The sequence below is a fragment of the Streptomyces indicus genome (assembly GCF_900100315.1).
In the GTDB taxonomy this organism is placed as follows: Bacteria; Actinomycetota; Actinomycetes; order Streptomycetales; family Streptomycetaceae; genus Streptomyces; species Streptomyces indicus.
In genome coordinates this window covers 1,267,527-1,287,526 of sequence record NZ_FNFF01000001.1, presented here as the reverse complement: position 1 = coordinate 1,287,526, position 20,000 = coordinate 1,267,527, and the positions used below count along the sequence as shown (strand labels likewise).

Here is a 20,000-nt window from a genome sequence, read left to right as displayed (position 1 = left end):
TTCGTGCAGGCAGGAAGGAGCAGCTTATCGCCGGTGCTGCGGCCGCCGGCCACTGCGTGGGGTGGGAGCGGGGCCGGTCGGTGGCTGTTTGTCCGGCTCCGGGCGATGCCTTTCCACAATCGGGCCCTCCCTTGATTGTGCCATGATCCATTCTGTAGTCTGAAATTCAGTTTCCGCTCTATGGAAACCTCCAATTGGCCTGCGGTCCGCTCCGGGTCCCGGCAGGAGGGGGTTGACGGGCCGCAGTCCCGGGGCGAGACTCCGTTCAACAGACCGTTGAATTCCGCACAGTGGAAGTCCGACCGCGGAGCGGAGACGGCAGGCGCTACGGAAGTGAGGGTGAGGGTGTCCGACGTGGATCTGGTGGTGCGCTCGACGCGGGTGGTCACACCCGAGGGGACGAAGGCCGCATCGGTCTCGGTCGCCGACGGGAAGATCGTCGCGGTGGCGGCCCACGACGCCGAGGTGCCCGCGGGCGCCCGCCTCGAGGACTTCGGGGACCTCGTCGTCCTGCCCGGCATCGTCGACACCCACGTCCACGTGAACGACCCGGGCCGCACCGAGTGGGAGGGCTTCTGGACCGCCACCCGCGCGGCCGCGGCCGGCGGCATCACCACCCTCGTGGACATGCCGCTCAACTCCCTGCCGCCGACCACCACGGTCGACAACCTCCGTACGAAGCAGGAAGTCGCCGCCGCCAAGGCGCACATCGACGTCGGCTTCTGGGGCGGCGCGCTCCCGGACAACGTCCAGGACCTCAAGCCCCTGCACGACGCCGGCGTCTACGGGTTCAAGTGCTTCCTGTCCCCGTCCGGCGTGGACGAGTTCCCGCACCTGAACGGTGAGCAGCTCGCCGCCTCCATGGGCGAGATCGCCGGCTTCGGCGGCCTGCTCATCGTGCACGCCGAGGACCCGGGCGAGCTGGACGCCGCCCCGCACAAGTCCGGTCCCAAGTACGAGGACTACCTGCAGACCCGTCCCCGTATCTCCGAGGACGTGGCCATCAAGGGCCTGATCGACACCGCGAAGCGCCTGAACGCACGCGTCCACATCCTGCACCTCTCCTCGTCCGACGCCCTGCCGCTCATCGCCGCCGCCAAGGCCGAGGGCGTGCAGCTCACCGTCGAGACCTGCCCGCACTACCTCACGCTCACCGCCGAGGAAGTCCCCGACGGCGCGAGCGAGTTCAAGTGCTGCCCGCCGATCCGCGAAGGCGCCAACCAGGACCTCCTGTGGCAGGCCCTCGCCGACGGCACCATCGACTGCATCGTCACCGACCACTCGCCGTCCACCGCCGATCTCAAGACGGACGACTTCGCCACCGCATGGGGCGGGATCTCCGGTCTCCAGCTGAGCCTCGCGGCCATCTGGACCGAGGCGAAGAAGCGCGGCCACAGCCTCGACGACGTGGTGCGCTGGATGTCCGCGCGCACCTCCGCCCTGGTCGGACTCGACCAGAAGGGCGCGATCGAGGCAGGCCGCGACGCCGACTTCGCGATCCTCGCGCCCGAGGAGACCTTCACGGTCGACGCGGCCGAGCTGCAGCACCGCAACAAGGTCACCGCATACGCGGGCAAGACCCTGAGCGGTGTCGTCAAGTCGACCTGGCTGCGCGGCGAGCGCATCTACGCGGACGGCGCGTTCACCGAGCCCGTCGGCCGCCTTCTCGAAAGGAACAACTGACACCGTGGCGTCTGAGATAGCTTCGTTCACCGGCAACGCGAACCCGTACGGCGGCGGCGACCCCTGGGCCGACTACCGCACCGCGGAGTTCCCGTTCACCCACTACGCCAACCTCGCCGACCGCACCCTCGGCGCCGGTGTCATCGCGGCCAACGACGAGTTCTTCGCCATGCGCGAGAACCTGCTCGTCCCCGAGGCCGCCGAGTTCGACCCCGAGCACTTCGGCCACAAGGGCAAGGTCATGGACGGCTGGGAGACCCGCCGCCGCCGCGGTGTCTCGGCCGAGCAGCCCTGGCCGACCGCCGAGGACCACGACTGGGCCCTCGTCCGCCTCGGCGCCCCCGGCGTCATCCGCGGCGTCGTCGTGGACACCGCCCACTTCCGCGGCAACATGCCGCAGGCCGTCTCCATCGAGGGCGTCAACTGGGAGGGCTCGCTCGCGCCCACCCCGGAGGAGCTGCTCGCGGACGACGTGAAGTGGACGACGATCGTTCCCCGTACGGCCGTCGGCGGTCACGCCGCGAACGGCTTCGAGGTGACGGCCGAGCAGCGCTTCACGCACCTGCGCGTCAACCAGCACCCCGACGGCGGCATCGCCCGCCTCCGTGTCTACGGCGAGGTCGTGCCGGACCCGAAGTGGCTCGCCGCGCTCGGCTCCTTCGACGTGGTCGCCCTGGAGAACGGCGGCCAGGTGCTCGACGCCTCCAACCGCTTCTACTCCTCGCCCGTCAACACCATCAACCCGGGCCGCTCCCGCAAGATGGACGACGGCTGGGAGACCGCACGCCGCCGCGACAACGGCAACGACTGGATCAACTACCAGCTCGTCGCCGAGTCCTCGATCCGCGCGATCGAGATCGACACCGCGTACCTGAAGGGCAACTCGGCCGGCTGGGCGTCGCTCTCGGTGCGGTCGAGCGAGGACGCCGAGTGGCAGGAGTTCCTGCCGCGCACGCGCCTGCAGCCCGACACCAACCACCGCTTCGTCCTCGACGCCCCGGTGGTCGGCTCGCAGGTCCGCATCGACATCTACCCCGACGGCGGCTTCTCCCGCCTGCGCCTGTTCGGTTCGCTGACCGAGGACGGCGCGGCGAAGCTGGCGGCCCGCCACCAGGAGCTCGGCGGCTGACGGCCTGCTCCTGACCACGCTTGAGGCGCACCGGGTGGACAGCCCCGGTGCGCCTCAACTGCATGCCCCCACACGCCCTTTGGCGCTACGAGGGGAACGCGGCCGCGCCCGCACGCCGGCGCGGGTGCACCGCCCCGTGACCGTCAGGCCGCGTGCCCGCCGTCCACCGACAGCTCCGCGCCCGTCACATACGAGGCCTCCTCGCTCGCCAAGTAGCGCACCATGGAGGCGATCTCCGCCGTCGTGGCGAACCGTCCGAGTGCCGTCATCGCGGCCTGCGGCTCCGCGAAGGGGCCGTCGGCCGGGTTCATGTCCGTGTCGACCGGGCCCGGGTGCACGATGTTCGCGGTGATGCCGCGCCCGCCCAGCTCCCTGGCCAGCGCCTTGGTCAGCCCGATCAGCGCGGCCTTGCTCATCGCGTACAGCGTCCCGCCCGGGCCCGGCACGCGCTGGGCCATGCAGCTGCCGATCGTGACGATCCGCCCGCCCCGGCCGAGCCGCACCGCGGCCGCCTGCGTGGTCAGGAACACCGACCGCACGTTGACGTCCATCACCTGCTGCACGGTCTCGGCCGCGAAGTCCTCCAGCGGGCCGAGCGCACCGACGCCGACGTTGTTCACGAGGATGTCGAGCCGCCCGAAGGCGTTCACCGTCTCCTCGACGACGCCCACCGCGGCCGCGGGATCCGCCGCGTCGGCCCGGACCGCATGTCCGCGCCGCCCGGTCGCCTCGATCTTGGCGACCACCTCGCGGGCGGCCTCCTCTCCCTGTACGTACGTGATCACGACGTCGGCGCCCGCCTGCGCGAGCTCCACGGCGATCGCCGCACCGATCCCACGGCTGCCGCCGGTCACCAGGGCCACCTTGCCGTTCATGGGTTCTCCTCCCGACTGTCCGGGGCGCGGCTCTCCGCGGCGCCTCCGGCCCGACTGGTTACGCCGTCCATCACAGCCGCCGCGCGGGCCGGACGCTGGCGGGCATCGGACACGGAGATCGGCCGCGGAGATCGGTCGCGGAGGCGGGTGCCGGGGCGCGCTGATGCGCTCGCCCGGACGGCTGCGATGCCGGTCCGCGACCGAAGCGTGAGATCCCCCTACCCGAGGTGATCACCTGCGGCTACCGTGACTCCGCCCAGGTGAGAGCCGCCGAAGTCTCCACACCCTCCGCTCGGTTGGAGACCCGCCCTTGTCAACGCTCGCCGCCGCGCCCGCCGTGCGCACACCCCGCCCTGCCTGGCTCACCGATCTGCCCGTGCTGCTCGTGGCGGTCGTGTGGGGTGCCAGCTATCTCGCCGCCAAGGGCATCACGACCACGCACACCGTCATCGCCGTGCTCGTGCTGCGGTTCGCGCTCGTGCTGCCCGTGCTCGTCCTCGCCGGATGGCGCCGGCTGCGCGCCTTGGAGAGGGCGCAGTGGCGCGGGGCCGCCCTGCTCGGGGTGATCCTCGGCGGGATCTTCCTCCTGGAGACCTACGGCGTCGTGCACACGTCGGCCACGAACGCGGGCCTGATCATCAGCCTCACCATGATCTTCACGCCGCTCGCGGAGGCGGCGCTGGGCCGGCGCAGGCCCTCGCCCGCGTTCGTGGCGGCCGCCGGCCTCTCGGTGCTCGGCGTCGTCCTGCTCACGCAGGGCGGCGGCTTCACCACGCCCTCGCTCGGCGACCTCCTGATCCTGCTCGCCGCCCTGGCCCGTACGGTGCACGTGCTCGCGATGGCCCGGATCAAGGCGGTCCAGGACGCGGACTCCCTGTCCCTGACCACCGTCCAACTCGGCACGGCGGTCCTCCTGTTCGCCCTCCTGGCCGCCGCGGGCACGGGCGGGACGCCCTGGTCGGCGGCCGCGGACTTCGGCCCGGCGGAGTGGGCCGGCCTGGTCTTCCTGTCGGTGTTCTGCACCCTGTTCGCGTTCTTCGTGCAGATGTGGGCGGTCCGCAGGACCTCGCCCTCGCGCGTCAGCCTGCTCCTGGGCACCGAGCCCCTGTGGGCGGCGGCGGTCGGGATCGCCCTGGGCGGCGAGCAGTTGGGCGCGCTCGGGTTCGCGGGCGCGGCGCTCGTACTGGTGGGGACGGGGTGGGGGCGGCGGGCGGCGTGACGCGGTGCCTGGGAGCCCGCTGGGAACCGTGTCGCCCGGGCCGTGCATCCCCATGGGGGAGCCGTGTACGGGGAGGACGCTATGGATGCCGATGTCGCGTACGACCAGAAGTTCCGCGCCAAGGCGCGTGAGCACCGCGGCTGGGGCCTTGCGGTGCTTGTCGCGGCTGCGGGGCTGTGGATCTGGGCGGGAGCCCTCCTGGTCATCCCGGTGGAGTCGCCGTACACCGAATGCGAGGCCCCGGGCCTCGCCGACCGCCAGTACACGGGCGAGTTGTGCCACAGCGGTGCCGCTCTCGGCCTGCCCGTCCTGCTGATCGCCCTGGCGCTGCCGCTCGCGGTGCTCGGCGCCGCGCTGTACACCGCCGCCGCCACCCGGCTCCGCATGGCCGAGCACCAGGCGGCGAAACAGGGCCTCGCCCGCTCCCAGCGCCTGGAGGACGAACGCCGCGGCAGGGCCGGCCGGACCGGCGAGGACGCCTGAACCCGTCTGCGAGGATCAGGCCTCAGACGGAGGCGCCCCTCACCCCGAAGCCGACACCAGCCCCGTCTCGTACGCGAGGATCACCAGCTGGACGCGGTCCCGCGCCCCCAGCTTCGCGAGCAGCCGCGCCACATGGGCCTTCGCCGTGGCGACGCTGATGAACAGCTCCGTGGCGATCTCGGCGTTGGTCAGGCCTCGCCCGACCAGGGTGAGGACCTCCCGCTCGCGCCCCGTGATCCCCGTCAACTCCCGCTTCGGGCGCCCCTGTTCGGGTCGCGCGGCGAACTCCGCGATGAGCCGGCCCGTCACGCTCGGGGCGATCAGACCGTCCCCGCCCGCGACGACCCGGATCGCGTCGAGGATCGCGTCCAGCTCCATGTCCTTGACGAGGAATCCGGACGCGCCGGCGCGCAGGGAGCCGTACACGTACTCGTCGTCGTCGAAGGTCGTGAGCATCAGGACGCGCGTGTCCGGGTGCGCGGCCGTGATGCGGCCCGTCGCCTCGATGCCGTCCATGCCCGGCATGCGGATGTCCATGACCACCACGTCGGGCCGCGCCTCCGCGGTCAGACGCACCGCCTCCGCACCCGTGCCCGCCTCGCCCACGACCTCGATGCCGGGGTCGTCCGCGATCAGGACGCGCAGCCCGCTGCGCACCAGCGGCTGGTCGTCGGCGAGCACGACCCGTACGGGCCCCACGGCACCTCCGGCGCCCGCTGCGCTCATCGCTCCTCCTCCGGCACCGGCAGCCGGGCCGCCACCCGGAAGCCGCCCTCGGGGCGCGGCCCCGCCTCGAACACCCCGTGCAGCAGCGCGACCCGCTCCCGCATCCCGACGATTCCGTACCCCTCGGCGCCCACCGCCGCGCCGCGGCCCCCGTCGGTCACCTCGACGGAGAGCTCCGCCTCGCCGTGGCCGACGGTCACCTCGCAGTCCGGCACCCCCGCATGCCGGACCACATTGGTGAGGGCCTCCTGGACGACGCGGTACGCCGCGAGTTCGAGGTCCGGGGGCAGCGGCCGCGGCCGGCCCGTCGTCCGCAGCTTCACGCGTACGCCCGCGTCCCCCGCGGCCGTCACGAGGCGGTCCAAGTCCGCGAGGCCCGGTGCCGGATCCAGCGGGGCGCCCTCCGACTGCCGCAGCGCCCCCAGCATCCGGCGCAGCCCGGACAGGGTCTCGCGGCTGGTGGACTCGATCGCGGCCAGCGCGTTCCCCGCCTCCTGCGGCTGGGTCCCGATGACCCGGCGGCCCATCCCCGCCTGGATCGCGATGATGCCGATGCTGTGGGCCACCATGTCGTGCAACTCCCGTGCGATCCGCAGCCGTTCCGCGGTGACGGCCTGGGCGGCGGCCTGGTCGCGCAGCGTACGGGCGTACCGGCTGCGCTCGGCCACCGAGTTGCCCACCAGCCACGCCGTGGCCAGGGCGAGCAGCAGGGTGAGGACGGTGGTCACGGTGACGTCGGCGCCCGAGCGGTAGTACGGCACGGCCGCGACCTGCGTGACCCCGGCGAGCGCGGCGGCCGCGAGACCGGTGCGCCGGGCACGCGTCGCCGCGGTGAACCCCACCGCCACGTCGGTGAACAGCGCCTGAAGATAGGCGATCTGCCAGCCCTGCGCCGCCTGCGGGTAACGCTCCGGGGCGAGCACCGTCGCCGCGAACGACCCGGCCACGAGCAGCACGAGCGCCGGCAGCGGACGGCGCAGCAGCAGCGGCACCAGGAGCACCCCGAGCAGCGCGGACGGGATCAGCCGCGCACCGGTCGGCTCGGGTTCGTGGAGCGCGGCGACGGCGAGCAGCACGGGATAGGCGAGCCCCGCGCACCAGACCGCCGCCTCGACGACCGCCGCGCGCCGGGGCCGCACGGCCGCGGGGCGCGGCGGCGGGACGCCGCTCATGCGGCGTCGGACGGGGCGGGACGGGCGCTCATGCCGCGATCATAGGCAGGCCGCACCCGGCCCGACATCGGCCCGCGGGCTTACGCCCGTGGGCTACTTCGGCCCGCCGGATGTGCCCGCCGGCCCGATGCCGGACCGGCCCCGCACGGGCCACCGTGGTTCACGTGATCGAAGTCAGCGAGCTCACGAAGCGGTACGGGGACACCACCGCCGTACGCGCCCTCACCTTCACCGTCCGCCCGGGCCGGGTCACCGGCTTCCTGGGCCCCAACGGCGCGGGCAAGACCACCACCCTGCGCCTCCTCCTCGGCCTCGACACCCCGACCGGGGGCACCGCCACCGTCGACGGGCAGGCCTTCGCCGGGCGCCCGCGCGGCCTGCGCCGGGTCGGCGCGCTGCTCGACGCCCAGGACGTGCACGGCGGCCGCTCCGCCCGCGCCCACCTGGCCGCACTCGCCGCGAGCAACGGGATCCCGCGCCGGCGGGTGGCCGAGGTACTCGCCGAAGTGGGGCTCGCCGACGTGGCCGGCCGGCGGATCGGCGGCTACTCGCTCGGCATGAAGCAGCGGCTCGGCATCGCCGCCGCCCTGCTCGGCGACCCGCCCGTGCTCGTCTTCGACGAGCCCCTGAACGGCCTCGACCCCGAGGGCGTGCAGTGGCTGCGCGCGCTGCTGCGCCGGCTCGCCGCCGAGGGCCGCACCGTCTTCGTCTCCAGCCACCAGATGTCCGAGATGGAGCTGTGCGCCCAGGACCTCGTCGTCATCGGCCGGGGCGAACTGATCGCCGCGGAGAGCCTCGGCGCGTTCGCGGCCCGCGGCACACGGCGGGGTGTACGGGTCGCGGCGCGCGATCCCGAGCGCCTGGCGGCCGCGCTGCGCGCCGAGGGCGCCGGCGTGGTCGCGGGGGAGCAGGGCCTGACCGTGACCGGCGCCGACCCCGCACGGATCGGCGAGCTCGCCCTGCGCGAGGCCGTCGTCCTGACCGAACTCACCCCGCTGGGCTCCTCGTTGGAGCAGGCCTTCATGGAACTGACCGCCGACAGCGTCGACTACCTCGCGGGAGAGCCCCGATGACCGCCACCACCGTACGCAGCCCCTCGGGCGCCACCGCCGTGCCGCACGCGCCCGCCCGCTTCCGCCAGCTCCTGACCGCCGAGTGGATCAAGCTCTGGTCGCTGCGCTCCACCTACTGGGTGCTCGGCGCCGGCGCGCTCACCGTGATCGGCATCAACGTCAACTCGGCCTGGTCCAACGCCGACCGCCTCGCGCGCCTGCCCGCGGAGCCGCCGGCCCCGCCGCCGGGAACGCCCGAGAAGCCGGTGCTGACCTTCGACGCGATGCACACCGCGTTCCTCGACCCCGCCTGGCAGATCTTCATGGTCGTGGCGTGCAGCGTCGGCGCCATCGCCGTGTTCGGCGAGTACACCAGCGGTCTCATCCGTACGACCCTGACCGCCGTGCCCGACCGGCGCGCGGTCGTCCTCGCCAAGGCCGCGGTGGTCACCGGCGTGATGACCGCGCTCGGCGCGGCCGTGGCGTGCACGGCGCTCCTGTGCACGCAGTACCTGCTGCGCGACCACGGAGGCGTCTCGCTCGCCGACCCCGACGCCCTCCGAGCCGTCGCGGGTTCCGCCCTGCTCGCCCCGCTGTGCGCCCTGGTGGGCATGGCGATCGGCGCCGTGGTGCGGCATGCCGCGGGCGCGGTCGTCGGCTCGATCCTCACGCTGCTGCTCCTGCCGGTGCTGTTCCAAGGGGAGACCTACCGCTGGGTCGCCGAAATCGGCAACGCGATGCCGCTCAGCGCCTGGGAGACGCTGAGCGGCAACCACTGGGGCGCGGGCAGGTACCCCGTCACCGTCACGGAGGCCTGGCTGGTGTACGCCGCCTGGGCGGCGGGTGCGCTGCTCGTGGCGGTCGAAGCGGTACGGCGGCGGGACGCGTGAGGCGCACCGGCCCGCCGCAATGCGGCGAACTCCCTTGAGGCACAGGCGCGTTCACCGCGCGCCTCACGTGCCGAGCCGCAGCTCCCGCCCCGCCCAGCGCCGCCGCAGCCACCGGTCGTGGCTCGCCACCACGATCGCGCCCGGACCGGGACCCAGGGCCTCCTCCAGCTCGTCGCACAGGGCGGGGGAGAGGTGGTTGGTCGGCTCGTCGAGGAGCAGCACCTGCGGGGGCCGGGCCACCAGGAGCGCCAGCGCGAGCCGCCGGCGCTGACCCACCGACAGCTGCCCGACCGGCTTGTCCAGGTCCCGCCCGGCCAGCAGACCGAGCGAGTCCAACGGCACCTTCCCGGCGGTCACCGGGCCGAGCGTCTGCTCGTACGTGTCCCGCACCGTGCGGCCCGGCCGCGCGAACACCGTGTCCTGTGCGAGGAGACCGACGGTGAGCCCGGGCCGCCGTGTCACCGGCCCCTCGGCGGCCAGGCGTCCCGCGAGCACGGCGAGCAGGGTCGACTTCCCCGTCCCGTTCCCGCCGGTGACCAACAGCCGGTCGCCCTCCGCCAGTTCGAGGGCGACCGGCGCGAGCCGGCCGGGGACGCCGACGTCCCGCAGCGCCAGAAGCGGCTCCTCGGCGGCGGGGTGCCCCTGCTCCGACGTTCCCGCCGCGAGTTCGGCCGCCGCGAACCGCAACGGGCGCGGCGGCGCGGCGACCTGGGTGCGCTCCAGCTCGTCGAGGCGGCGCGTGGCGTTGCGCACGCGGCGCGCGATCTGGCTCTGCACCCGGCCCGCCCGGTGCCCGTAGCCCATCTTCTCGTTGTCGGTGCGGCCGCGGTCCGGTGCGACCCGGCGCGCGGTCATCCCGGCCGCATGCCGCAGCTGCGCCAACTCCTCCTGCTCCTCGGCGTATTGCCGCTCCCAGCGCTCCCGCGCCGCCCGCCGCACGGCCGCATACGCGCTGTACGTGCCGCCGAAGCGCACCGGACCGTCCGCCGCCGGATCGAGGTCGAGGAGATCGGTGCAGACCGCGTCCAGGAACGCGCGGTCGTGACTGGCGAGCACCACGGTCCCGGGCAGTTCCCGCACCCGCTCCTCCAGGAACGCGGCCGCGGAGTCGTCGAGATGGTTGGTCGGTTCGTCGAGCAGCAGCGCCGAGGGGCGCCGTACGAGCAGAGCCGCGAGCGCGAGCCGGCCGCGCTGCCCGCCGGAGAGCGAACCGAGGGTGCGCGCGGGGGCGACCGCGCCCAGGCCCAGACCGTCGAGGACCAGGGCGGCGCGGCGGTCGGCGTCCCAGGACGCGCGCTCCTCGGCCTGTGCGAGACGCCGGCCGTACGCGTCGAGGAGCTCCGCGTGCGCGGGGTCGTCCTCGGGCATCCGGGCCAACTCCTCGCCGAGCCGGGCCAGTTCGGCGAGGTCCACACGGGCCTCGCGCAGCGCCTCGTCGAGGACGGCGGCGACGGTGTCGCCGGGCTCGAACGGCAGCTCCTGGTGGAGGAAGCCGAGATCGGCGGGGCGTGTGACACTCCCCGAATCCGGGGTGTCCACGCCCGCGAGCAGGCGCAGGAGCGTGGACTTGCCGACGCCGTTCTCGCCGATCAGGCCGATCCGGCGGCCGGGCGCCGCGGTCAGCGAGACGCCGTCGAGGACACGCCGGCCGCCGAGGACGCGCACGACCTCGTGGGCGAGCAGGGCGGGGCGGGGTGCGGGATGGGGCATGGGGAACCGTCCGACGTGAGAGGGGAACGGCCCGCCGGGCACGGAGCCTCGGACGCGGGCCACTGCACACGCCGGCGGCTCACACGCCGGGAGCCCCCGTCTCCGTGAGCGTTCCCTCGGCCAGCCGCAGCCGGCGGTTGACGCCGATCTCGGTGAGGAACCGCTCGTCGTGGCTGATCACGATGAAGGCGCCCTCGTACGCGTTCAGCGCGCTCTCCAGCTGGGCCGCGCTGACCAGGTCGAGGTTGTTCGTCGGCTCGTCGAGCAGGAGCAGCTGGGGCGCCGGTTCGGCGCACAGCACACAGGCCAGCGTGGCCCGCAGCCGCTCACCGCCGGACAGCACCCCGGCCGGCAGATGGGCCCGGGCGCCCCGGAACAGGAACCGGGCGAGCAGGTTCATCCGCTCCGCCTCGGGCCGCTCGGGCGCGAAGGCGGCGAAGTTCTCCGCCACCGTCCGGTCCAGGTCGAGCAGGTCAAGGCGCTGCGACAGATAGGCCATCCGCCCCTCGCTCCGCCTGATCTCCCCGCTCTCCGGGGCGAGTTCCCCGGTGATCAGCCGCATCAGCGTGGTCTTGCCCGCGCCGTTGGGCCCGGTCAGGGCGATCCGCTCCGGGCCGCGGATGCTCAGATCGACGCCTCCCGGCGCGAACACCTCCCGGTCCCCGAGGCGGACCTGCATCCCCGTGCCGACGAACAGGTCACGGCCCGCGGGCACCTTCGTGCCCGGCAGGTCGAGGACGAGGCGCTGCTCGTCGCGCAGGGCGCGCCCGGCTTCGTCGAGGCGGGCCTTGGCCTCGCCGACACGTGAGGCGTGCATCTGCCCGGCCCGGCCCGCGGACTCCTGCGCCCCGCGCTTCATGTTGCCGGCGAAGATCCGGGGCAGCCCCGCGTTCTTGAGGTTCTTCGCGGCGTTGCTCGCCCGCCGCTCGGCCCGTTCGCGGGCCTGCTGCAACTCGCGCTTCTCGCGCTTGAGCTCCTGCTCGGCGTTGCGCACATTCTTCTCGGCGACCTCCTGCTCCGCCCGTACGGCCTCCTCGTACGCGGTGAAGTCGCCCCCGTACAGGCGCAGTTCGCCCGCGCCGAGTTCGGCGATGCGCTCCATCCGGTCGAGCAGCGCGCGGTCGTGGCTGACCACGAGCAGCGTGCCGGAGAAGTCCTCGAGCACGTCGTACAGCTTGTGCCGGGCCTCGGCGTCGAGGTTGTTGGTGGGTTCGTCGAGCAGCAGCACATCGGGCCGCCGCAGCAGCTGCGCGGCGAGCCCGAGCGACACGACCTGGCCGCCGCTCAGGGTGTGCAGTCTGCGGCCGAGGTCCAGGGCGCCGAGGCCGAGGCGGTCGAGCTGGGCGCGGGTGCGCTCCTCGATGTCCCAGTCGTCGCCGATGACGGTGAAGTGCTTCTCGTCGACGTCGCCGGACTCGACGGCGTCGAGCGCGCGGATCACCTCGGCCACGCCGAGCACCTCGGCGACGGTCAGCTCGCCCGTGAGCGGCAGGCTCTGCGGCAGGTAGCCGAGGACGCCCTCGGTGGTCAAGGTGCCCTTGGCGGGGCGGAGTTCACCGGCGATCAGCTTGAGCAGGGTGCTCTTGCCCGAACCGTTGGGGGCGACCAGGCCGGTGCGGCCCGGCGAGACGGTGAACGACAGATCGTCGAAGACGGGGGTGTCGTCGGGCCAGGCGAAGGACAGGTGGGAGCCGACGATCGAAGCGTGGGACATGAAGGGCCTCGTGTGGGATGAGGGCAGAGGCCGGCGGTCCAGGCGGCGGGGGAGCGGCGCGGCGGTCGCGTACGAGACGGGCTCGGCGGCGGTTGCGTGCGCGGGGTGCTCGGTGGCCGTGACCGGCGGACGGACTTCTGCCCGGGGCAGACGGGAAAAGGGGTACGGCGAAACGGACCCGCCTCGGCGGCGCTCCTGTGCGCCGGCCGGGGGCCGTCAGCTCCGGATCTCACCCGGAGATGTCGTCGTCACCCGCCACGTCTGCATCTCCTCGTCACACGGTCAACTTCTCCCTCAGGGTAACAGCTCGCCGCGCCGGGCCGGGATGTGGACGGACGGTGGGGGCGAACTCCCGGAGAATTCACCGGAGTTCACCTTCCTTGACGTTGACACGTCAGGGTCTACGCGCGTCATTCTGAGGGCATGCGAATCCCCCCACGTATCACCGCAGCCCTGACCCTGTCCGCCGCGCTGTTCCTCGGCGCCGCTGCTCCGACGGCCGCCGCGGGCCCCCTGGCCGACTCGGCCGCCGGGGCCTCCCGGGCCACCGCGGCCCCGGCCACCGCGGCCCCGGCCGCCGTCGGCGACATCTGCTACTCGGCCCTGCCGAGCCAGGCCCACGACACCCTGGACCTGATCGAGGCGGGCGGGCCCTACCCGTATCCGCAGGACGGCACCGTCTTCCAGAACCGCGAAGGCCTGCTGCCCCGGCAGACCTCCGGCTACTACCACGAGTACACCGTCGAGACCCCGGGCTCGGACGACCGCGGTGCGCGCCGCATCGTCACCGGTGAGGAGCACCAGGAGGACTACTACACCGCGGACCACTACGCGTCGTTCGACCTGGTGGACTACGCCTGCTGACGTGTGCGGGGCGGCCGGCGGCTCCTGCTCCACGAGGCCGCCGGCCGCCCGGCTGCCCCGGCCCGCTGGTCCGGCCAGGCGGCACGGGGCGCAAGGCCGCCGCGTCCTCAGGACTTCGTGCTCTCCGCCGCCGCGAACAGCGCGACCGCCAGGACCAGCACGGTGATGCCCGCGTACAGCTCCCAGCCGTCGAAGAAGCCCAGCTGCTGGATGAGGCCCCACCTCACCCAGCCGAACAGCTCGTAGACCACCGCGCCCGTGCCCTGGAACAGCAGGACCACGCCGAGGAACTGCAAAAGATCTTTCATGGCCCCGATCGTGCGCCGCGGCCGCGGTCCGGGGCATCGGCCGTCGGGCGAGCGCCGGGTGGCCGATGGTCGGTCCCGGCGCGACTTTCGTCTACGGATCCCGCCGACCTGCCTCCGGGCGCCGATCTCTGCGTAGATTTGTCGCTTGTGAGCTGGAGCAAGCGCAGGCGGCGGAGCGCGCCCGAACCGACCCGCGGGCCGCAGGAGCCGAACCCCTACGCCCCGCCGCCGGACCTGCCCTCGCACCCGCCCGAGGTCCGCGGGCCCGCGCCCGCCTACCGCTGGCCCGCGCTGCTGCCCTCCGCCCTGGCGGACGAGCTCGACCCCGACCGTGCCGCGGCGAAGGGCGACGGGCGTTCCAAGCGCACGGCACGCGACTGGATCGTCGACTTCCTGTGCTTCTTCGCCGCCGTGGTGATCGGCCTGATCGGCGCGGAGTCGGTCGGCACCAACCCCGACATCTCCCGCGGCGCCGCCCACTTCGACCAGTTCGTCGGCGCCCTGGCCTGTGCCGCCGTGTGGCTGCGCAGGCGCTGGCCGGTGGCGCTCGCCGTCGCGATGGTCCCGGTCACCGTGATCTCCGAGACGGGCGGCGGTGCGGCGGCGGTCGCCCTGTTCACGCTCGCGGTGCACCGCCCGTTCCGCTACGTCGCGTGGATCGGCGGCATCACCACCGCGCTGATCCCGTTCTACTACTGGGTGCGGCCCGACCCCGAGATCCCGTACGGCGTGGCCGTGGCCCTGGCCGTGCTGCTCAGCGCCACCGTCGTCGCCTGGGGCATGTTCGTCCGCTCCCGCCGCCAGCTGCTGCTGTCCCTGCGCGACCGGGCCCTGCGCGCCGAGACCGAGGCCGAGCTGCGGGCCGAGCAGGCGCAGCGGCTCGCGCGCGAGGCCATCGCGCGCGAGATGCACGATGTGCTCGCCCACCGCCTGACCCTGCTGAGCGTGCACGCCGGCGCCCTGGAGTTCCGCCCCGACGCGCCCCAGGAGGAGATCGCCCGGGCCGCAGGCGTCATCCGGGACAGCGCCCACGAGGCGCTGCAGGATCTGCGCGAGATCATCGGCGTGCTGCGGGCCGACGAGCGGGCCGAGGAGTCGGGGCGGCCCCAGCCCACACTCACCGCGCTCGACCAGCTCGTCGCCGAGTCGCGGCAGGCCGGCATGGAGATCCTTCTCGACCACCGCATCGAGGACCCCAAGGCGGTCCCCGCCGCCACCGGCCGCAACGCCTACCGGATCGCGCAGGAGGCGCTGACCAACGCCCGCAAGCACGCCCCCGGTGCCGTGGTCACGCTGCGGGTCGGCGGCTCACCGGGCGAGGGGCTCACCCTCGACGTCCGCAATGCCGCGCCGCCCGGCGAGGTGCCGCACGTCCCCGGTTCGGGCCAGGGACTGATCGGCCTCACCGAACGGGCCACGCTGGCCGGCGGCCGCCTCCGCCACGGCAAGGAGGCGGACGGCGGCTTCCGTGTGCACGCCTGGCTGCCCTGGCAGGAACGCTGAACGTCCCGGGCACCGGGCTCACCCGCGCCCGCTCCGGGCTCACCCGCGCCTGTTCCGGGCTCACCCGCGCCCGCTCGACGCTCACCCGCGCCCGCCCCGGAGCGAGTTGAGTCAGCCCGCCCCGGAGCGAGCTTCCTCACCCCGCCCCGAACGCGGCCGCCAGATACGTCGGTTCGTACTTCGAGTAGGGCTCCCGGATGTACAGCTCCGCCGTGAACAGCCGCCCCCGCGCGTAACGGAACTCGACGGTCCCGGGCGCGAAGTGCCGTAGCACCTGGGCGTCTTCGCCGTCCGGCGGCACGCTGAGGAAGACCGTCTCCTTGAACGTGCGCCCGTCGAGCCGGAACACCTGCCCGGGCGTGCTGGTGGTCGGCTGCCGGTACGCGAGCACGTCACGACCGTCCATCCGCAGCGGGAACACCGGCGTCTTGCCGCCCGAGTCCGCCCGCTGCCCGGTCGCCTTCCCGGTGGCCAGGTCGTACGAGACGATCTCGTTGGAGGCCGCGGCCTTGCCGGGCTCGGGGCGCGGCGCGGTGGCCAGGTACAGCCGGTCGTTCCCGACCGCGAGTCCCGGGCACTCGGCCTGCGCGTCGAGCGTGCAGGCCTTCATGGTGCGCTCCGGATCCACCGCGATCTTGCTGCGCAAAGTGCCTTTGCTGCGGTCGATCGAGAAGTAGTCCGTGAGCTTCATGTCCTCCGAGAAGGCCGCGACGACCAGCGGATCGGAGGACACGATCTTCGCGAACCCGAGATCGCGCGGCATCTTGTACGTGGCGCGGGCCTTGCCCGCCTCGTCGAGCACCTGCACCTGTGCGCGCTGGTTCCCGTCCTGCCCGCAGACCTCCAGCGCGACTAGATCATCGCCGCCCCCGTACGCCATGTCGTAACAGGGCTCCCCGGGCTGGGGTTTCCAGCGCAGCTCGCCGGTCGCGAGGTCGAACGCGGCGCCGCCCTCGTCGCCGGCCACGGCCACCTTCCCGGCGCCGACCGCGATCTGGGCGAAGATCGTCTTCTTGCCCGAGAGCTCGACGCTGCCGCGCCACAGCAGCATCCCGGCGTCCAGGTCGAGCACCGCGATCTCCGTGCACGGAGTCGCCTTGCCCTTGGCTTCCCTCCCGTCCCGGTACAGGACGCCCGTACGGCCTTCGTCGAGGCGCTGCGTATAGCCGCAGACCTGTCCGCCGAGCGGGATCTCCCAGACCTGGCGGCCGCTGTCGAGGTCGTAGCCGACGACGTTGCCCACCCCGGACTTCACATACGTCTCTTCGGTCACCCACGACCCGGGAGCCGGGTAGAAGTCGCCCTTGCCGACCTTCGGATCGTTCACATGGAAGAGCAGCCCCGCCTCGGTCGTGGCCGGCTTCTTCTCGGTGCCGGGCCCGTCGAAGCGGGCGTCCGCCTGCTTGCCGTCTCCGGCTCCTCCTTCGCCATCGCCCGCCACCGCGAACCAGACGCCGCCGCCCGCGAGGAGCGCGAGCGCGACCACGGCGGCGACGATCCACCGCAGCCGGCTGCGCGGCGGGCGGCGGTCGGGCGGGGGCGTGACGGTCGCGGAGGGCGGGGCGGCCAGGAAGGGCGGGGGCGTCACCGGCGGGCCGAAGCCGGGCTGCGGCGGAGGCGGTGTGGACTGGCTCATCACTTGCCTCCGTAGGAAAGCAGCCGTGCCCGCTCGCCCGTGTCGTCACCGCTGAGCAGGGTGTCCGACAGGAAGAAGCGGCCGCCGCGATAGGCGGTCAGACCGGCCATCGCCTCGTACTCCAGCGGCTGTGCCGTCCTGCCGAACGTCAGCAGCGTCTTGGCCTTGCCGCCCTTCGGGCCGATCCGCACGATCCGCCCCGGCTCCTTCATGGTCGCCTTCACATACGTGATAACCGACGAACCCTCGGCGGCGACGGGCAGGTACTCCCGCTTGTCCTCCGGCTGCGAAGCCCACTTCACCTTGCCGTTCTTCAGGTCGAACGCGACGATCCGGGTCGGGCCGAGGGACTCGGCATCGGGCGACTTCGTGGACATGTAGAAGGTGTCCTTGCCGACCGCGCCACCCCGGCAGTTCTGCGTGCCGCGGCCGGAATCGCCCTCGCCCGCGCAGGGCTCGAACTTGTACTTACCGGCGTTCAGGGCGGAGCGCAGCTTGCCGTCGGGTTTCAGGGCGATCACGGACCAGTTGAAGATGTCCTCGGACTCGTACACGGACACCACCAGCGGGTTCACGGAGTACACCTTGCCGAACTTCCACGGCATGGCCTTCTTCGTCTTCCTGTCCTTCAGCTGGTAACGCCACTTGATCTTCCCGGACTTGGGGTCGACCTCCTTGATCTGCCCGTACGACCCGATCGTCCCCGAGCACCAGTCGAGGACCAGGAGCTTGCTGCCGCCCGCGACATCGTTGGGGGTGCAGCCGCCTGTCTTGTCCTTGCCGAGGTCGAACAGCGGCTTGCCGTCGGAGACCTGGTAGGCGTCGGCGCTCACGTCACGGCCCACCGCCACCGTGTTCCCGGTGATCGCCAGGTGGATGATGATCGTGCTGCCGGGGGAGCCCTTCTCGGCGAGCTTCTTGCGCCAGCCGCCCGCCCCCTTCTTCAGGTCGATCATCTGCAGGTGGTTGCAGGTGCCCTTCTGCTTGCCGGGATCGCGGTACGCGACGACGACCTTGCCGTCCGGCGTGGGATTCACCGGGGTGTCGCACACCTCGGCGGGCAGCGGGATGCTCCAGGCCTCGGTGCCGTCGGCGACCTTGTACGCGGTGACCTCGCGGTAGAGCGCCTGCACCACGAGGCCGTCGGTGAACCACAGATCGTGGACGAGCGTGTTGCCGCCCGGCAGATCCTGCTCGTTCTTCGCGTACCAGGCCTTCGCCTCGCCCTTCGCGAGCCCGGCGTTGATGTCCTGCGGCAGCGGCACGCCCGTGGGCTTCGCGCCGGGCGTGGCCGACGCGGACGGCTGCTTCGCGTCCTGGCCCGGTGTCCGGCCCGCCTCCGTACGCGACGTGCCGCCGTCCCCGTCGCCGCCGAGCGCGTACACCCCGGACCCGACGAGCAGCAGCGCCGCGAGCGCCGCGCCGGCCACGAGTACGGTGCGGCGCTCCCAGCGCGGCAGCCGCGAGGCGAGGGTGCGCTTCGGGCGGCTGTTGCTGTACGAGAACCGGGACAGCGGCGGTCGGTCGGGCCCCCGCTCCGGTGGCTCCGGCGGCCGGCTCATCGATGGGTCCCCCACGTGGTCAACTCCCCGTTCCTGGAAGGAATCTCCAGAGATCCGTTCTGGTCGACGGTCAGATTAGCGATCTCCGGCGGGGCGGGTGGGGCCTTCGCGGCGGGATACCGTGGCTCCATGAACGTGATCCGTCTGCTGCTCGTCGACGACGACCCCCTGGTGCGGGCGGGGCTCTCCTTCATGCTCGGCGGCAGCGAGGACATCGAGATCGTCGGCGAGGCCGCGGACGGCAGCGAGGTGGCCGCGCTCGTGGAGCGCACCCGGCCCGACGTGGTCCTGATGGACATCCGGATGCCGCGGGTCGACGGCCTGACGGCCACCGAGCGGCTGCGGGCCCGCGGCGACGGGCCCGAGGTCGTCGTGCTCACCACGTTCCACGCCGACGAGCAGGTGCTGCGGGCGCTGCGTGCGGGCGCCGCCGGTTTCGTGCTCAAGGACACCCCGCCGGCCGAGATCGTGGCGGCGGTGCGCCGGGTCGCCGCGGGTGAGCCGGTGCTCTCGCCCGCGGTCACGCGCCAGCTGATCACGCAGGCGGCCGGCCCGGACCCGTACGGCGGACGCAGGGAGAAGGCACGCGCGCGCATCGCGGAACTCGCCGAGCGCGAGCGGGAGGTCGCGGTGGCCGTCGGGCAGGGCAAGTCCAACGCGGAGATCGCCGAGGAGCTCTACATGAGCGTGGCGACCGTGAAGGCGCACGTCAGCCGCATCCTCACGAAGCTGGATCTGAACAACCGCGTGCAGATCGCGCTGCTCGCCCACGACGCGGGGCTGTTGGAGGACGGGCCCGCGTAGGGGAGAGGGCGGCTCCTGCGGTACGCCCCTTGCGGAACAGGCCCCGAAGGACGCGTCCGCCGGGGTGCGCCGCGCGGGGCGGCCCGGCAGTATCGCCCCCATGGGGACTCAACCGCGCATCGTGGAGCGGGCCGAGCAGCCGTTCGTCGGCGTCCGCGGCCGCGTCACCTGGTCGACCTTCGGCCTGATCGCCGACCGCCTGCCCGAGATCGTCGGACTCCTCGGGGAGCGCGGCATCACGCCGGTCGACGGCCCGTTCTTCAAGTACGAGCTCATCGACCCCTCGGACCAGGACCGTGAGCTGGAGGTGGTGGCCGGCGTCCCGGTGCACGAGCGGGTCCGGCTGCCCTCCGCCGACCTGTTCGCCGGCAGCCTCCCGGCCGGCCGCTATGCGACGGTGCACCACGTCGGCCACCCCGACAAGCTCCTCGGCGTGGCCTCCTCCCTGCTCAAGTGGGGCCACGCCAAGGGCCTGAAGTGGGACATGGTGCGGACGGAGGGCGGTGAGGCGTGGGGCTGCCGGCTGGAGAGCTACCACACGGACCCGCGCCTGGAGCCCGACCTCGACAAGTGGGAGATAGAGCTGAGCTTCCGGTTGGCGGACCAGGCCCGCGTCACCCCGGACAGGATCTGACCCAGGGCCCAGGGCCCGGTCGCGCGTCGGCCGGGC

The 20,000-nt window shown here is 73.2% G+C and carries 18 protein-coding genes; 10 read left to right on the top strand and 8 right to left on the bottom strand.

Annotation, left to right across the window (positions count from 1 at the left end; all coding sequences use genetic code 11):
- Window positions 1-345: 345 nt before the first annotated feature.
- Together allB and alc are read left to right on the top strand one after the other, a co-directional pair.
- Window positions 346-1,683 (top strand): allantoinase AllB, encoded by a 1,338-nt coding sequence (gene allB, locus BLT97_RS05725; protein ID WP_093607504.1) that lies wholly within the window; start codon window positions 346-348, stop codon window positions 1,681-1,683.
- A 4-nt stretch (window positions 1,684-1,687) separates the two neighbouring features.
- Window positions 1,688-2,812, top strand: coding sequence for an allantoicase (alc, locus tag BLT97_RS05720; RefSeq protein WP_176953652.1), 1,125 nt, complete (start codon window positions 1,688-1,690; stop codon window positions 2,810-2,812).
- A 143-nt stretch (window positions 2,813-2,955) separates the two neighbouring features.
- On the opposite strand, the gene BLT97_RS05715 is transcribed toward alc, so the two are convergent.
- Window positions 2,956-3,687 carry an SDR family oxidoreductase gene (locus BLT97_RS05715; protein WP_093607503.1) on the bottom strand — a complete coding sequence of 244 codons (732 nt, stop codon included), beginning with the start codon at window positions 3,685-3,687 and terminating at the stop codon, window positions 2,956-2,958.
- A 310-nt stretch (window positions 3,688-3,997) separates the two neighbouring features.
- Between BLT97_RS05715 and BLT97_RS05710 the strand changes: the two genes are divergently transcribed.
- Together BLT97_RS05710 and BLT97_RS05705 are read left to right on the top strand one after the other, a co-directional pair.
- Entirely contained in the window at window positions 3,998-4,906 is a 909-nt protein-coding gene (locus BLT97_RS05710) for a DMT family transporter (protein WP_093607502.1), read from the top strand.
- Between the two features lie 81 nt (window positions 4,907-4,987).
- Window positions 4,988-5,389: a hypothetical protein gene (locus BLT97_RS05705; RefSeq protein WP_093607501.1), complete on the top strand. Its 402-nt coding sequence runs from the start codon at window positions 4,988-4,990 to the stop codon at window positions 5,387-5,389.
- A gap of 39 nt (window positions 5,390-5,428) precedes the next feature.
- Here the strand turns inward: BLT97_RS05705 and BLT97_RS05700 are convergent, their stop codons facing one another.
- On the bottom strand, window positions 5,429-6,115 hold the full coding sequence (locus BLT97_RS05700; protein WP_093607500.1) for a response regulator: 687 nt from the start codon (window positions 6,113-6,115) through the stop codon (window positions 5,429-5,431).
- Window positions 6,112-7,287, bottom strand: a complete 1,176-nt coding sequence (locus tag BLT97_RS05695; RefSeq protein ID WP_093607499.1) for a sensor histidine kinase — start codon at window positions 7,285-7,287, stop codon at window positions 6,112-6,114. The genes BLT97_RS05700 and BLT97_RS05695 overlap by 4 nt, the downstream gene beginning before the upstream one ends.
- A 164-nt stretch (window positions 7,288-7,451) precedes the next feature.
- Here BLT97_RS05695 and BLT97_RS05690 point away from each other — a divergent pair, with 164 nt between their 5' ends.
- A complete protein-coding gene (locus BLT97_RS05690; protein WP_218137285.1) occupies window positions 7,452-8,360 on the top strand; it encodes an ATP-binding cassette domain-containing protein in 909 nt (302 codons plus the stop codon).
- Window positions 8,357-9,229: an ABC transporter permease gene (locus BLT97_RS05685; RefSeq protein WP_093607497.1), complete on the top strand. Its 873-nt coding sequence runs from the start codon at window positions 8,357-8,359 to the stop codon at window positions 9,227-9,229. The genes BLT97_RS05690 and BLT97_RS05685 overlap by 4 nt, the downstream gene beginning before the upstream one ends.
- Before the next feature lie 63 nt (window positions 9,230-9,292).
- Here BLT97_RS05685 and BLT97_RS05680 read toward each other — a convergent pair whose 3' ends face one another.
- Both BLT97_RS05680 and BLT97_RS05675 read right to left on the bottom strand, forming a co-directional pair.
- Window positions 9,293-10,939 carry an ABC-F family ATP-binding cassette domain-containing protein gene (locus BLT97_RS05680; protein WP_093607496.1) on the bottom strand — a complete coding sequence of 549 codons (1,647 nt, stop codon included), beginning with the start codon at window positions 10,937-10,939 and terminating at the stop codon, window positions 9,293-9,295.
- A 79-nt stretch (window positions 10,940-11,018) separates the two neighbouring features.
- Entirely contained in the window at window positions 11,019-12,653 is a 1,635-nt protein-coding gene (locus tag BLT97_RS05675; RefSeq protein WP_093607495.1) for an ABC-F family ATP-binding cassette domain-containing protein, read from the bottom strand.
- A 423-nt stretch (window positions 12,654-13,076) separates the two neighbouring features.
- Between BLT97_RS05675 and BLT97_RS05665 the strand changes: the two genes are divergently transcribed.
- On the top strand, window positions 13,077-13,517 hold the full coding sequence (locus BLT97_RS05665; protein WP_093607493.1) for a guanyl-specific ribonuclease: 441 nt from the start codon (window positions 13,077-13,079) through the stop codon (window positions 13,515-13,517).
- Window positions 13,518-13,624: 107 nt separating this feature from the next.
- Here BLT97_RS05665 and BLT97_RS05660 read toward each other — a convergent pair whose 3' ends face one another.
- Window positions 13,625-13,825 carry a hypothetical protein gene (locus tag BLT97_RS05660; protein WP_093607492.1) on the bottom strand — a complete coding sequence of 67 codons (201 nt, stop codon included), beginning with the start codon at window positions 13,823-13,825 and terminating at the stop codon, window positions 13,625-13,627.
- A 234-nt stretch (window positions 13,826-14,059) separates the two neighbouring features.
- Here BLT97_RS05660 and BLT97_RS05655 point away from each other — a divergent pair, with 234 nt between their 5' ends.
- Window positions 14,060-15,328 carry a sensor histidine kinase gene (locus BLT97_RS05655; RefSeq protein ID WP_093607800.1) on the top strand — a complete coding sequence of 423 codons (1,269 nt, stop codon included), beginning with the start codon at window positions 14,060-14,062 and terminating at the stop codon, window positions 15,326-15,328.
- A 136-nt stretch (window positions 15,329-15,464) separates the two neighbouring features.
- Here the strand turns inward: BLT97_RS05655 and BLT97_RS05650 are convergent, their stop codons facing one another.
- Window positions 15,465-16,964, bottom strand: coding sequence for an outer membrane protein assembly factor BamB family protein (locus BLT97_RS05650; RefSeq protein ID WP_093607491.1), 1,500 nt, complete (start codon window positions 16,962-16,964; stop codon window positions 15,465-15,467).
- Window positions 16,964-18,526, bottom strand: coding sequence for an outer membrane protein assembly factor BamB family protein (locus BLT97_RS05645; RefSeq protein ID WP_093607490.1), 1,563 nt, complete (start codon window positions 18,524-18,526; stop codon window positions 16,964-16,966). The genes BLT97_RS05650 and BLT97_RS05645 overlap by 1 nt, the downstream gene beginning before the upstream one ends.
- 129 nt (window positions 18,527-18,655) lie before the next feature.
- Here BLT97_RS05645 and BLT97_RS05640 point away from each other — a divergent pair, with 129 nt between their 5' ends.
- The gene (locus tag BLT97_RS05640) at window positions 18,656-19,330 is read left to right on the top strand and encodes a response regulator (RefSeq protein WP_093607489.1); all 675 of its coding nucleotides are present in this window, start codon (window positions 18,656-18,658) and stop codon (window positions 19,328-19,330) included.
- 100 nt (window positions 19,331-19,430) lie between these two features.
- Window positions 19,431-19,964 carry a GyrI-like domain-containing protein gene (locus BLT97_RS05635; protein WP_093607488.1) on the top strand — a complete coding sequence of 178 codons (534 nt, stop codon included), beginning with the start codon at window positions 19,431-19,433 and terminating at the stop codon, window positions 19,962-19,964.
- Window positions 19,965-20,000 lie beyond the last annotated feature (36 nt).

Coding starts and splice junctions, on each gene's coding strand:
- BLT97_RS05715 (WP_093607503.1), bottom strand. CDS start 3,687: ATGAACGGCAAGGTGGCCCTGGTGACCGGCGGCAGCCGTGGGATCGGT.
- BLT97_RS05705 (WP_093607501.1), top strand. CDS start 4,988: ATGGATGCCGATGTCGCGTACGACCAGAAGTTCCGCGCCAAGGCGCGT.
- BLT97_RS05700 (WP_093607500.1), bottom strand. CDS start 6,115: ATGAGCGCAGCGGGCGCCGGAGGTGCCGTGGGGCCCGTACGGGTCGTG.
- BLT97_RS05695 (WP_093607499.1), bottom strand. CDS start 7,287: ATGAGCGGCGTCCCGCCGCCGCGCCCCGCGGCCGTGCGGCCCCGGCGC.
- BLT97_RS05685 (WP_093607497.1), top strand. CDS start 8,357: ATGACCGCCACCACCGTACGCAGCCCCTCGGGCGCCACCGCCGTGCCG.
- BLT97_RS05680 (WP_093607496.1), bottom strand. CDS start 10,939: ATGCCCCATCCCGCACCCCGCCCCGCCCTGCTCGCCCACGAGGTCGTG.
- BLT97_RS05675 (WP_093607495.1), bottom strand. CDS start 12,653: ATGTCCCACGCTTCGATCGTCGGCTCCCACCTGTCCTTCGCCTGGCCC.
- BLT97_RS05665 (WP_093607493.1), top strand. CDS start 13,077: ATGCGAATCCCCCCACGTATCACCGCAGCCCTGACCCTGTCCGCCGCG.
- BLT97_RS05660 (WP_093607492.1), bottom strand. CDS start 13,825: ATGAAAGATCTTTTGCAGTTCCTCGGCGTGGTCCTGCTGTTCCAGGGC.
- BLT97_RS05650 (WP_093607491.1), bottom strand. CDS start 16,964: ATGAGCCAGTCCACACCGCCTCCGCCGCAGCCCGGCTTCGGCCCGCCG.
- BLT97_RS05645 (WP_093607490.1), bottom strand. CDS start 18,526: ATGAGCCGGCCGCCGGAGCCACCGGAGCGGGGGCCCGACCGACCGCCG.
- BLT97_RS05640 (WP_093607489.1), top strand. CDS start 18,656: ATGAACGTGATCCGTCTGCTGCTCGTCGACGACGACCCCCTGGTGCGG.
- BLT97_RS05635 (WP_093607488.1), top strand. CDS start 19,431: ATGGGGACTCAACCGCGCATCGTGGAGCGGGCCGAGCAGCCGTTCGTC.